Annotated in this window: 10 protein-coding genes; 1 reads left to right on the top strand and 9 read right to left on the bottom strand. The window is 35.2% G+C overall.

All coding sequences use genetic code 11. The annotated features are described in order from the left end of the window. Nucleotides 1-84 precede the first annotated feature (84 nt). The 9 genes from hslU to gdhA all read right to left on the bottom strand — a co-directional run bounded on the left by hslU (nt 85) and on the right by gdhA (nt 12,016). Complete coding sequence (hslU, locus tag CKV65_RS02775) at nt 85-1,479, bottom strand: ATP-dependent protease ATPase subunit HslU (protein ID WP_027890876.1); 1,395 nt, start codon at nt 1,477-1,479, stop codon at nt 85-87. Between the two features lie 17 nt (nt 1,480-1,496). Beyond that, on the bottom strand, nt 1,497-2,036 hold the full coding sequence (gene hslV, locus CKV65_RS02770) for an ATP-dependent protease subunit HslV (protein ID WP_027890875.1): 540 nt from the start codon (nt 2,034-2,036) through the stop codon (nt 1,497-1,499). Nucleotides 2,037-2,071: 35 nt separating this feature from the next. Continuing rightward, complete coding sequence (gene trmFO, locus CKV65_RS02765; protein ID WP_027890874.1) at nt 2,072-3,403, bottom strand: FADH(2)-oxidizing methylenetetrahydrofolate--tRNA-(uracil(54)-C(5))-methyltransferase TrmFO; 1,332 nt, start codon at nt 3,401-3,403, stop codon at nt 2,072-2,074. A 34-nt stretch (nt 3,404-3,437) separates the two neighbouring features. Next, nucleotides 3,438-5,681 carry a type I DNA topoisomerase gene (topA, locus tag CKV65_RS02760; protein ID WP_027890873.1) on the bottom strand — a complete coding sequence of 748 codons (2,244 nt, stop codon included), beginning with the start codon at nt 5,679-5,681 and terminating at the stop codon, nt 3,438-3,440. Continuing rightward, the gene (gene dprA, locus CKV65_RS02755) at nt 5,681-6,766 is read right to left on the bottom strand and encodes a DNA-processing protein DprA (RefSeq protein ID WP_027890872.1); all 1,086 of its coding nucleotides are present in this window, start codon (nt 6,764-6,766) and stop codon (nt 5,681-5,683) included. Before dprA ends, topA begins: the two co-directional genes overlap by 1 nt. A 493-nt stretch (nt 6,767-7,259) precedes the next feature. Beyond that, entirely contained in the window at nt 7,260-8,687 is a 1,428-nt protein-coding gene (gene gatB / locus CKV65_RS02750) for an Asp-tRNA(Asn)/Glu-tRNA(Gln) amidotransferase subunit GatB (protein ID WP_027890871.1), read from the bottom strand. After that, on the bottom strand, nt 8,687-10,150 hold the full coding sequence (gatA, locus tag CKV65_RS02745) for an Asp-tRNA(Asn)/Glu-tRNA(Gln) amidotransferase subunit GatA (protein WP_027890870.1): 1,464 nt from the start codon (nt 10,148-10,150) through the stop codon (nt 8,687-8,689). Before gatA ends, gatB begins: the two co-directional genes overlap by 1 nt. 15 nt (nt 10,151-10,165) lie before the next feature. Then, a complete protein-coding gene (gatC, locus tag CKV65_RS02740; protein WP_027890869.1) occupies nt 10,166-10,456 on the bottom strand; it encodes an Asp-tRNA(Asn)/Glu-tRNA(Gln) amidotransferase subunit GatC in 291 nt (96 codons plus the stop codon). 210 nt (nt 10,457-10,666) lie between these two features. After that, entirely contained in the window at nt 10,667-12,016 is a 1,350-nt protein-coding gene (gdhA, locus tag CKV65_RS02735) for an NADP-specific glutamate dehydrogenase (RefSeq protein ID WP_027890868.1), read from the bottom strand. 314 nt (nt 12,017-12,330) lie between these two features. Here gdhA and CKV65_RS02730 point away from each other — a divergent pair, with 314 nt between their 5' ends. Continuing rightward, nucleotides 12,331-13,113: a serine hydrolase gene (locus CKV65_RS02730; RefSeq protein WP_027890867.1), complete on the top strand. Its 783-nt coding sequence runs from the start codon at nt 12,331-12,333 to the stop codon at nt 13,111-13,113. The last annotated feature ends 3 nt before the right edge of the window (nt 13,114-13,116 follow it).

Genomic DNA, 13,116 nt, shown 5'->3' with positions numbered 1-13,116 from the left:
TAATTGTTATATTTTTTAGAATTTTGTACAATATTATTTAACAATTTTAATCCCCCACTAAAAGCGGGGGATTAAAGATATAGCTTATAAAATAAATTGACTTAAATCGCGGTTTTTGATGATGCCACCAAGTTTTTCATTTACATAATTAGCATCAATCATTACATTTTTTTCTTCAAGTTCTGGTGCATCAAAAGATAAATCTTCTAATAATTTTTCCATAATAGTATGCAATCTTCTTGCACCAATATTTTCTGTCTGTTCATTAACTTCACAAGCAACTTGCGCTAAACGTTCAATTGCATCTTCTGTAAAATCAATAGTTACACCTTCAGTTGCTAAAAGTGCTTTATACTGTTTTAACAATGCATTAGTTGGTTCAGTTAAAATACGTTTAAAATCAGCTTCAGTCAAAGAACTGAGTTCTACGCGAATTGGAAAACGACCTTGAAGTTCTGGGATTAAATCAGATGGTTTTGCCATATGGAAAGCACCAGCTGCGATAAATAAAATATGATCTGTTTTCATTTGACCATATTTTGTGGAAACGGTGCTACCTTCTACGATAGGTAAAATATCACGCTGTACACCTTCACGAGAAACATCTGGACCAGAGGAAGAACCTTTTACTGCAACTTTATCAATTTCATCGAGGAAAATAATACCATTGCGTTCTGCAATGCGTAATCCTTCATGTGCAATTGATTCCATATCGAGTAATTTTTGAGCTTCTTCTTGTTTAAATATTTCACGTGCTTGTGCTACTGTTACTTTGCGTTTTTTACGTTTTTTTGGCATGAGATTACCAATCATATCTTGAATGTTATTGCTCATATCTTCCATGCCAGAACCTGCAAACATACCAATTACAGGTGAACTTTTTGGTTCAACGTTGATTTCAACAATTTCATTTTCTAATTCACCTTTTTGAAGGCGTTTTCTGCACCATTCACGGCCAGCGGAATATTTTGGTTCTTCTACTGGTTTTTCTTCTGCATCTTCATCTTTGCTGCCACCAAATAAAGCATTAAGTGGATTACTTACAGATTTTTCCTTCGGTTCAGGTACAAAAATATCAAGAATTCGTTCTTCTGCCATTTCCTTAGCTTTATCTTGAACTGCTTCTAATTTTTCCTGTTTAACCATGCGAACAGCTGCTTCTGCTAAATCTCTAACCATGGATTCAACATCGCGACCTACATAACCAACTTCAGTAAATTTTGTAGCTTCTACTTTAACAAACGGCGCTTTAACTAATTTAGCTAAACGACGAGCAATTTCTGTTTTACCTACGCCAGTTGAACCAATCATCAAAATATTTTTTGGAATGATTTCATCGCGCATTTCTTCTGGTAAATGACGGCTACGCCATCTATTGCGCAATGCAATAGCTACAGAACGTTTTGCCTGTGCTTGTCCTACAATATATTTATCGAGTTCTTCTACAACCTGACGCGGAATTTGTTCGTTAAATTTCATCAACTAAAACTCCTTTATTAATTTAATTCTTCTACTATAATATTATGATTTGTGTATACGCAGATATCTGCAGCAAGTGTGAGTGCTTCTTTAGCAACTTCTCCAGCACTGAGATTAGAGTGTTTAACAAGTGCGCGACCAGCAGCTAATGCATAAAAACCGCCAGAACCTATAGCAGCCACATTGCCATCTGGTTCAATAACTTCACCGTTACCAGAAATCAATAACAATGTATTTTCATCTGCTACGAGCAATAATGCTTCTAATTTACGCAATACTCTATCCATACGCCAATCTTTGGCAAGTTCTACGGCTGCACGCGTTAAATTGCCATGGTATTCAACCAATTTTGCTTCGAATTTTTCAAATAAAGTAAATGCATCAGCAACAGAACCTGCAAAGCCTGCAAGTACTTTATTATTATATAAACGACGAACTTTACGAGCATTTGCTTTCATGATAGCAGCCTGTCCAAAAGTAACCTGTCCATCGCCTGCAATAGCAGTTTTACCATCTTTTTTTACGGCTATGATAGTGGTTGCTTTAAAACTATCCATATAATCATCTCCATTTATTAATTATATTAATATTATCAGTTTTCCTCATTTATTTTCAATACATCAGCACTAAATTTATCTAAAAATTCTAATGCTCTCTGCGCTATTTTTTGTTTCTTCAATTTTTTATCACGAATACGTTCTTCAAGCGGTGGCATCAATCCAAAATTAGCATTCATTGGCTGAAAATGTTTCGCTACAGCTGAAGTTATATAATTACACATAGAGCCATGTGCCGTTTCTTTTGGGAAAATCACTGGCTCTTGACCTTTAGCTAAATATGCTGCATTAATACCAGCTACAAGTCCAGAAGCCGCAGATTCTACATAACCTTCTACGCCTGTCATTTGACCAGCAAATAACAAATCATCGCGATTATAAAATTGTAATGTTGGGCGAAGTAATTCTGGTGAATTTATAAATGTATTGCGATGCATTACACCGTAACGCACAAATTCAGCATTTTCTAAACCTGGTATTAAACCAAATACGCGTTTTTGTTCTGGCCATTTTAAATGAGTCTGAAAGCCTACTATATTATACAGGCTATCGGCTACATTATCTTGACGAAGTTGAACTACAGCATATGGTCTTTTACCTGTTCTTGGGTCTTCTAAACCAACTGGTTTTAATGGGCCAAACAATAATGTATCTTCACCACGACGAGCCATTTCTTCTACAGGCATGCAACCTTCAAAGAACTTAGCTTTTTCAAATTCCTTAATCGGTGCCATTTCAGCATTTACTAATTCATGCCAAAAATGTTCATATTGTTCTTTATCCATAGCACAGTTGATATAATCTGCTGTGCCTTTGCCATAACGTGAAGCGCGGTATGCTTTACTCATATCGATGCTTTCTTTAGCGATGAGCGGAGCTGCTGCATCATAGAAATAGAAGTATTCTTGTCCTGTTAATTCTTTTATGGATTTTGCTAATACTTCTGAAGTGAGCGGTCCACTGGCAATAATGGTGATGGCATCTTCTTCTGTAGGAATTTGAGCGATTTCTTCATTTATTACAGTAATATTTGGATGATTTTTCACTTTATCTGTAATATATTGACTGAAACCTTCTCTATCTACGGCAAGTGCTCCACCTGCTGGTACTCTATTGATGTCTGCTGACTCCATAATCAAGGATTTCAAGCGACGCATCTCTTCTTTTAATAAGCCTACAGCATTTTCTAAACCTGCACCTCGCAATGAATTGCTACAAACAAGTTCAGCAAATTTATCTGTCTTATGTGCAGGTGTAGATTTTACAGGACGCATTTCATATAAATCGACTTTTATGCCGCGATTGGCAACTTGCCATGCCGCTTCACTACCAGCCATACCTGCTCCAACAATAATAACTTTTTTCACATTAAATCCTTTCATCAAACGAAATTAATATATCTTATTCTTTAGCAGTCGTATCTTCATTTTTATCGCTATTTTCTTTTTCAGCGGCTTTTGCTCTTGCTTCTTCTAATTTAGCTGCGGCTGCTTTTTGTTCTTTTTCTTTCATCTTGTTGATTTCTCTATTTATCGGCGTATCTTCTTTACGCGTTTTACATTCATCATTGCTACAATATAAAATAGTACGTCCATTTTTAAAACGATGTCTAAACAAGAAAGAACCGCATTCTTTACAATTCGTTGTAAGTGGCATATCCCAAGAAACGTAATCGCATTTTGGATAATTTTCACAGCCATAAAAGACAATGCCACGGCGTGTACGGCGTTCAATGATTTTACCGCCACATTTTGGACATTTAACGCCTGTGTCTTTGATTATCGGTTTAGTATTGCGACATTCTGGAAAACCTGGGCATGCTAAGAATTTACCATAACGACCTTGTTTTACGACCATCATACGACCGCATAATTCACACTGCACATCAGAAACTTCATCAGGTACTTCAACTTCACCGATTTCTTCTTCAGCATGTTCTAATGTTTTTTCAAATGGAACGTAAAACTCACGCAACAAAGTATTTTTTTCAATTTTGCCTACAGCGATTTCATCTAATTTATACTCTAAATCAGCCGTGAATTTTTCATCAACGATTTCTTTGAAATATTTTTCTAATAAATCGACTACTACAAAGCCTAAATCTGTAGGTTCAAATTTCTTATCAGAACGAACAACATACCCACGAGCTAAGATTGTTTCGATAATCGGTGCGTACGTGCTTGGTCGACCTATTCCTTTTTCTTCTAAGGTTTTGACAAGCGAAGCATCGTTATATCGAGCAGGTGGTTCAGTGAAGTGTTGCATCGGTTCAATTTTCTGTATGGAAAGCTCATCGCTTTCTGCTAAATCAGGCAATATTACATCTTTTTCTTTTTTACTATCACTGTCATTGTAAACTGCTGTGAAACCAGCAAATTTCATCTTTGAACCAGTAGCTTTCGCTGTGTATTTTCCACCTTGCATTGTAACGCTCATCATATCGTAATTAGCAGGCAACATCTGTGAGCCTAAAAATCTTTGCCAGATGAGTTTATACAATTTAAGTTGTTCTTTTGTCAAATACTGTTCTACACTAGCAGGAGTGAGTTTAATATTTGTAGGACGTACAGCTTCATGGGCATCTTGTGAAGCTTTACCTGCCACATAAATATTTGGTTTTTCTGGAAGATATTCCTTGCCGAAATTTTCTTCAATAAAAGTTCTAGCTTCATTTAAAGCAATATCAGATATACGTGTTGAGTCAGTACGCATATACGTTATAAGCCCTGTAGGACCTTTTCTGCCAAGGCTAATACCTTCATAAAGCTGTTGCGCTACCATCATGGTTTTACGTGATGTAAAACCAAGTTTACGTGCTGCATCTTGTTGTAAACTACTTGTTGTAAATGGAGCAGGTGCTTTGCGTTGGCGTTGGCGTTTTTTAATTTCTACGACTTTAAAATCGACATTTTCGATATCAAGGCAAATATCATCAGCTTCTGTTTTAGAAGCGATTTTGATATCTTCTTTTTTTGCTGATATCATCAATTTTTTATCATCAATAGCGATTAATTCAGCTGCAAACATATTAGAACGTGGTTTTTTCTTAAATTTAAAATCCACTGTCCAATATTCTTCTGATTTAAATTTTTGTATTTCTTTTTCCCTATCGCAAATCATCTTTACAGTAACAGATTGCACACGGCCAGCACTTAATCCTTTGCGAATTTTCTTCCATAAAAGTGGACTCAATTTATAACCCACAATGCGGTCGAGCATACGACGTGCTTGCTGTGCATCTACTCTATCGATATTGATTGCTTTTGGATTTTTCACTGCTTCTTGAATAGCAGGTTTTGTTATTTCATTAAATACAATACGGCATTTTTCATGTTCGTCAATACCCAAAATATATGCTAAATGCCACGCAATAGCTTCTCCTTCGCGGTCAGGGTCTGAAGCTAGATAAACTTTTTCAGATTTTTTAGCTTCTTTCTTCAATGCTTTTATCAAATCACCTTTACCGCGAATATTGATGTATTTAGGCGTAAAATCGTGTTCCACATCTATACCAAATTGACTTTTTGGCAAATCACGCAAATGACCCATTGAAGCCATTACTGTATATTTTTTATTGCCTAAATATTTTTCAATTGTTTTCGCTTTTGTTGGAGATTCTACCACCACTAGCGTTTTTTTGTTCATCAAACGCACCTCTGTTGTCGTATATAAAAATTAGGACTCGTTTCTTTTATCAGTCCCTTTAGTTTCATTTGTAATAAAATGAACGCGATATTGGAAACATCTATTCTGAGCTTATATATTATTTCATCTGTACATTTCGGTTCAGTTAAAGATAGATAATCGTAAATTGCCTGCTCTTCAGCAGTCATCTCTATCTGTACAGTTTCAACTTGCGCTTTAGGCACAAAAGAATGATATTCATCCATAATATCCTGTGCACTTGTAACGAGTTTAGCTCCCTGTTGTATTAATTTATGACAACCTTGGCTTTTTACAGAATAAATATTTCCTGGTACGGCAAAAACATCACGACCTTCACTAAGTGCCAACTCTGCTGTTATAAGTGAACCACTTTTTTTAGCAGCTTCTACTACTAAAATTCCTTTAGACAGCCCTGTGATAATACGATTTCTCGCTGGAAAATTTCCCGGTATTGGAGCTGTTTTTAATGGCAGTTCAGAAATGACCGCTCCCGTTTTTGCAATATCTTGTAATAATTGTTTATTTTCTTGCGGATAAGCTATATCAAGACCACAGCCTAATACAGCAATAGTGCGACCTGTTTTAAGCGCACCGATATGAGCATTCGTATCAATACCTTTGGCAGCACCGCTAACTATCGTGAAATCAGCTTTTGCTAATTGACTGGCTATGTTTTGCGCAATTTGTGCCCCATACGGTGTACAAGCTCTAGCTCCTACTACACCAATACAAGACTCATCAGATTTTAAAACACCTTGATAATACAAGATAAACGGCGGGTCAAAAATCTCTTTTAAACTAGATGGATATTCTTCATCAGCTTCAATACAGATTTTAACCTTATAACGCGATAGTTCATCTTCTAATTGCGCCAGTGAATAACCCTGTCTAAATTCTATTAATTCAGATAACGTCTTTTCTGATAAACATTTACTATCAAGTAAAGTTTTTTTATCTGCCATCCAAACTACTTCGCCATCTTTGAAATAATCATACAAATGACGCAAGGTTTTATTGCCAATACCTGGCACTAAATGCAAAGCTGCCCAATAAATATTTTTCATTTTCTCTGTTCTTTCTTAAAATAAAACTAGCTCATTACTATTATCCACAAAATATATTGATAACTATTAATATAATTTAAAATTACCTATATTAATGAAGGAATTTATCAAATTCAAATAAATATAAATCATTTTTAGCAATTTAAATTTTATTTTTATCAATATAGCAAATTATTACATATACGCACTACTAATCGAAAATACTTAAAACCAGCAGTACAATACTTTATATTTAATCAATTTATCTCATAATATAAAGGACCATACTGCCTAAAAATTCAATTAGCATAGCGAATTATTACATATATTCTATTATTATCACTATTAAATCCCCTTTTGTCAAATTTTTTTACAAAAACTCATATCTAATCAATGAAATCAATAAAATATACACCAATAAAAAAAATTTTTGTCAGTTAAAAACCCCGCTAAGAATAAATCTTTGCGGGGTTTTAATTTCAATTGGCTGATAAAAGTTATACTAAATAAATTATTAGCCTAATTTTTCTTTTATGAGTTTATTTACAAGTCCAGGATTTGCTTTACCTTTACTTGCTTTCATAACCTGTCCAATCAAGAAGCCCATGGATTTTGGATAATCAGATACAGCTTTTGGATTGTCAGCAATAGCTTTATCTACAATTTCTTCAATAGCTTTTGTATCTGTAATCTGAACTAAGCCTTTTTCTTTGACAATTTTTTCTGGTTCATCACCGGAAGACCACATTTCTTCAAATACTTTTTTAGCGATTTTTGAAGAAATTGTACCTTTACTGATTAAAGCGATGAGTGCTGCTAAGTTTTTAGCAGATACTGGGCTATCTTCAATAGTTTTTTCACTAGCATTTAAGTGTTTAGAAAGTTCACCCATCATCCAGTTAGCAGCAAGTTTAGCATCAGCACCAGCAGATACTACAGCATCAAAATATTCAGCCATAGCGCGTGTAGCTGTGATGATTTCTGCATCATATTCTGGTAAACCATATTCACCAACGAGGCGAGCTTTACGAGCATCTGGAAGTTCTGGCAACTGTTTTCTATATTCTTCAATCTGTTCATCAGTTGTAACGATTGGCACTAAGTCTGGTTCTGGCATATAGCGATAATCTTGCGCTTTTTCTTTACTACGCATGGAAAGTGTAATACCGCGACCATCATCCCAAGTACGAGTTTCCTGAACGAGAATACCACCATCTTCTAATACTTCAGCTTGGCGTTCAATTTCATATTCCAAAGAATCTTCAACGACTTTAAAGGAGTTCAAGTTTTTCATTTCTACTTTTGTACCGAGTTTATCGCTACCTTCTGGACGAAGTGATACGTTTACGTCAGCGCGCAAATTACCTTCTTCCATTTTGCAGTTAGATACATCGATGTACTGTAAAATAGAACGGATTTTTTCCATATAAGCGCGAGCTTCTGCTGGAGTGTGCATATCTGGTTCAGAAACGATTTCAATAAGTGGTACGCCAGTACGGTTGTAGTCAACATTAGAGCTAGAAGAATCTTTAATTGTTGTACCGGAATGAACGAGTTTACCAGCATCTTCTTCCATGTGAATACGAGTTATACGAACGCGTTTTTTCTTTCCTTCTACTTCGATATCTACATAGCCATGTTCAGCGATTGGCAAATCGAACTGTGAAGTCTGGAAGTTTTTCGGCAAATCTGGATAATAATAGTTTTTACGGTCAAATTTGCTGAATTTATTAATTGTGCAGTTAAGTGCTAAACCTGCTTTAATAGCAAATTCAACAACTCGTTTATTGACTACAGGCAATACACCTGGCAAGCCTAAGCAAACAGGGCAAACATGTGTATTTTGTTCAGCACCGAAGGAAGTAGCGCAACTACAGAAAATTTTTGTATTAGTTTTTAATTCGCTATGAATTTCCAGACCAATGACTGCTTCGTATTTCATTATTCTACCCCCTGTGCAATTTTGTTAGCATAATCATGATTTACTTCATATGTGTATGCTGCACGAATGATTGTTTCTTCATCAAGTGCTTTTCCGATAAACTGCATACCAATTGGCATATTATCTTTACTTCTACCGCATGGAATAGAAATACCAGGAAGACCAGCAAGGTTAAGTGGTACTGTAAAGATATCCATTAAGTACATTTTAAGTGGGTCATTTGCCATAGAGCCGATTTTATAAGCTGGTGTTGGTGCTACTGGAGCTAAAATCACATCAACATTTTTGAAAGCTTCATCAAAATCTTGTTTTACAAGAGTTCTTACTTTGAGTGCTTTCAAATAATAAGCATCATAATAACCTGCACTTAAAGCGTAGTTACCAATCATGATACGGCGTTTTACTTCTTTACCGAATTTAGCTGTACGTGTATTTGTCATCATAGCAATGATATCTTCGCCAGGTACACGAGCGCCATAGCTTACGCCATCATAACGAGATAAGTTTGTGGAAGCTTCAGCCGGAGCGATTAAATAATATGTTGAAATTGCATATTCAGTATGTGGTAAAGAGATTTCTACAATTTCAGCACCGAGTTTTTTCAAATCTTCAATAGCTTGATTGATAGCTTTTTTTACATCTTCATCCATACCATCGATGAAATATTCTTTTGGAAGACCGATTTTTAAACCTTTGATATCATTTACGAGTGATTTTGTGTAATCAGGTGTTGCTTGGTTTACGGAAGTGGAGTCTTTTTCATCGTGACCTGCGATTACATTCATAACATGAGCGCAGTCTGTAACGTCACGAGTGATAGGTCCAATTTGGTCAAGTGAAGAAGCAAATGCTACTAAACCATAACGAGATACGCGACCGTAAGTAGGTTTCATACCAACAACGCCACAGAAAGAAGCCGGCTGACGAATAGACCCACCTGTATCAGAGCCAAGTGCCCAAATAGAGCTACCAGCTGCTACAGAAGCTGCACTACCGCCAGAACTACCGCCTGGTACACAGTCTAAATTCCATGGATTATGTGTAGCAAAAAATGCTGAGTTTTCTGTAGAACCGCCCATAGCAAATTCATCCATATTTAATTTACCTAAAAGAGCTGGTTTTTGATGCAGAATTTTTTCCATAACTGTTGCATCATATGGTGGAACAAAATTTTCAAGCATATAAGATGCGCAAGTTGTTTTTAAACCTTTTGTACAGATATTATCTTTAATAGCTGCTGGGATACCTGCAAGTACAGGAATATTAGCTCCGCCTGCAATATCGGCATCAACATTTGCTGCCTGTTGGAGAGCATAATCAGCAGTTTTTGTAATATATGCTTTTACTTTATCATCAGTAGCTTCCATACGAGAGATTACATCTTTCGTAATTTCTACAGCGGAAATTTCTTTATTAACGAGCATGTCATGAAGTTCATGCGCTGTTTTATTAAATAATTCCACTACAAAGCCTCCTTCTTATTCTTCAACGATTTTTGGAACACGGAAATAGCCGTCTTCTTGTTCTGGAGCATTAGACAAAGCTAAATCGCGATTAAGTGATGGTTTTACAACATCTTCACGGAATACGTTTTGAATTGGCAATACATGTGCAGTAGCTGCTACATTTTCAGTATCTACCTGCTGTAATCTATCTACATATTCAAGAAAATCGCTAAGCTCCTGTATATTTTTATCCATATCTTTTTCATCAATTCTAAGACGGGATAAGAGAGCTACATTTTCTACATCTTCTCTCGTAACTTTCATTTTTTCACCCCATTTTCAAAATAAACTGTTTCCATTCTATCATATTTTATCAAATGATTGAATAGTGTTTTCAGTTACTATTATTTATTATATCAACTAAAACACAAAACCATAAAAAATTTTATATATTAATTAAAGTTAAATATAAAAAATAATTTCTTCAATAAAAAAAGACAGGAAATAAATCCTGCCTTTTTATCGTTTCATTTATTAATAAGCATATCCTTGAGCAAGCATTGCATCTGCCACTTTCAAGAAACCAGCAATATTTGCACCTACTACAAGATTGCCATCAAAACCGTATTCTTTTGCAGTTGTTGCTGCATTTTTGTAGATATTTACCATGATAGAATGTAATTTTTCATCTACTTCTTCAAAAGTCCAGCTTAAACGTTCACTATTTTGGCTCATTTCAAGACCAGAAGTTGCTACACCGCCAGCATTTGCTGCTTTTGCTGGAGCAAAGAGAACTTTATTATCGAGGAAATAATTAATAGCTTCGATAGTAGATGGCATATTAGCACCTTCACCAACTGCAAAGCAACCATTAGCAACGAGTGCTTTTGCAGATTCAAGGTCAATTTCATTTTGAGTTGCACAAGGAAGAGCAATATCACATTTAACAGTCCAAATACCTTTGCAACCTTCATGATATTGTGCACCTTCAACGCGTGCTGCGTATTCTTTAATGCGTTTGCGTTCAACTTCTTTAATCTGTTTCATTACATCAAGGTTAATACCGTTTTTATCTACAACGTAGCCATTGGAATCACTCATAGCAATGACTTTAGCACCAAATTGTGTAGCTTTTTCAGCTGCGTAGATTGCAACATTACCAGAACCGGATACTAAAACTTCTTTACCAGCAAAATCTTGACCATTATCTTTAAGCATTTCTTTTACGAAATAGCATAAGCCATAGCCTGTAGCTTCTGTTCTTACTAAAGAACCGCCAAAAGATAATCCTTTACCAGTCAATACACCAGTAAATTCATTGCGAAGGCGTTTATATTGACCGAATAAGTAGCCAACTTCACGCGCACCAACACCGATATCACCAGCAGGTACGTCTGTATCTGCACCAATGTGTTTAGCGAGTTCAGTCATAAAGCTCTGACAAAAACGCATGATTTCCATATCGGATTTACCTTTAGGGTCAAAATCGCTACCGCCTTTACCGCCACCCATAGGAAGTGTTGTTAAAGAATTCTTCAAAACTTGTTCAAAGCCTAAGAATTTAATAACAGAAGCACAAACGGAAGGATGAAGACGAAGACCACCTTTATAAGGTCCAATAGCAGAATTGAATTGTACGCGATAGCCACGATTTACTTGAACATTATTGTTATCATCTACCCAAGTTACGCGGAAAGTAATCATGCGTTCTGGTTCAACCATACGTTCAATGATATTAGCTTTTTCATAAGCAGGATTTTTTTCTATAGCAGGTGTGATAGATTCTAAAACTTCATATACTGCTTGATGAAATTCAGCTTCCCCTGGATTTTTAGCTACTACTTTGTCATAAACTTTTTGTAAATAAGCATTTTTTAAACTCATGATGTAAAATACAACCCCTTATAAAATTATGTCATTATAAACAGAAAAACAAAAAAATCAAAAAAATTTTACATATAAAAATATTAATTTAATTATAAAATAATTTATTTCTTCGCTGAAATTCATTATAGCATGATAAAACCTGTTTTGCCTAGAGTTTTTTTAGGTATTAACAATTAAATACTGTATACAATATTAACTGAACAACAAAAATAAATACAAAAAATTCACTATCATATTATATTAAATAATGCCCATCTCATTTTTATGCTATAATTAATTCTGTTTTAATAAAATTTTAAGGAATTGATGTTATGCAAGAATTAGATATGTATCTTAAAGAACAAATAAAAAATTTTGCAGGAGATTGGTCGTATTTAATCCAAAGATATGATGATGAAAAATTACCCAAAATTTCTTATCAAAAAAATTATGTACACAAATCTGCCAGCATGATTAAAGTTTTAATTTTAGCGACTTTATGCGATAGTGATATTGATTTTGCTAAAAAAATTCGCGTTGATACAGTGCCACACGTAGAAGGCGGTGGAGCATTACAAGAAATAAATGGTGATGCTAAGCTTACCATTAAAGCACTTGCTTCTCTCATGATTGTACTAAGTGATAATCTAGCGACAAATTTACTGATTAATCAAATAGGCATGGAGAAAATTCAAGCTTATGCCGATAAACTTCATTTGACTAATACGAAAATACAACGCTGTATGATGGATTTCGTCGCTGCCAAAAATAATAAAGAAAATTATATGAGCGTTGCTGATTATAACACGTTACTTTACCATATTTACACTAAACGCAATGAAACAAGATTTTCATTTGCTTGGGAAGTCTTGGCACGTCAACAATTTCGCGACCGTATACCGTATTATTGGGATGAAAATATCATTTTCCACCATAAAACAGGCATGCTCGATTATGTTGAACACGATGGTGGCGTTTATGAAGGTAAAAATGGCGTTTACAGCATTATATTTTTTGCTTCTAATCTGCCATCTAATGCCGTGGGCGGTCACCAAATGGGTGAACTCGGCAAATATACTTTAGAATATCTAGACTCCACAAAACAAAGGAGTTGATAT

It is taken from the genome of Megamonas hypermegale, assembly GCF_900187035.1.
Lineage (GTDB): Bacteria > Bacillota > Negativicutes > Selenomonadales > Selenomonadaceae > Megamonas > Megamonas hypermegale.
Note: the sequence above shows the minus strand (reverse complement) of the source record. Positions and strands in the feature narration are given on the sequence as shown.

Excerpts from the sequence above, each read along its gene's own strand:
- hslU (WP_027890876.1), bottom strand. The coding sequence starts at position 1,479 with ATGAAATTTAACGAACAAATTCCGCGTCAGGTTGTAGAAGAACTCGAT.
- hslV (WP_027890875.1), bottom strand. The coding sequence starts at position 2,036 with ATGGATAGTTTTAAAGCAACCACTATCATAGCCGTAAAAAAAGATGGT.
- topA (WP_027890873.1), bottom strand. The coding sequence starts at position 5,681 with ATGAACAAAAAAACGCTAGTGGTGGTAGAATCTCCAACAAAAGCGAAA.
- dprA (WP_027890872.1), bottom strand. The coding sequence starts at position 6,766 with ATGAAAAATATTTATTGGGCAGCTTTGCATTTAGTGCCAGGTATTGGC.
- gatB (WP_027890871.1), bottom strand. The coding sequence starts at position 8,687 with ATGAAATACGAAGCAGTCATTGGTCTGGAAATTCATAGCGAATTAAAA.
- gatC (WP_027890869.1), bottom strand. The coding sequence starts at position 10,456 with ATGAAAGTTACGAGAGAAGATGTAGAAAATGTAGCTCTCTTATCCCGT.
- gdhA (WP_027890868.1), bottom strand. The coding sequence starts at position 12,016 with ATGAGTTTAAAAAATGCTTATTTACAAAAAGTTTATGACAAAGTAGTA.
- CKV65_RS02730 (WP_027890867.1), top strand. The coding sequence starts at position 12,331 with ATGCAAGAATTAGATATGTATCTTAAAGAACAAATAAAAAATTTTGCA.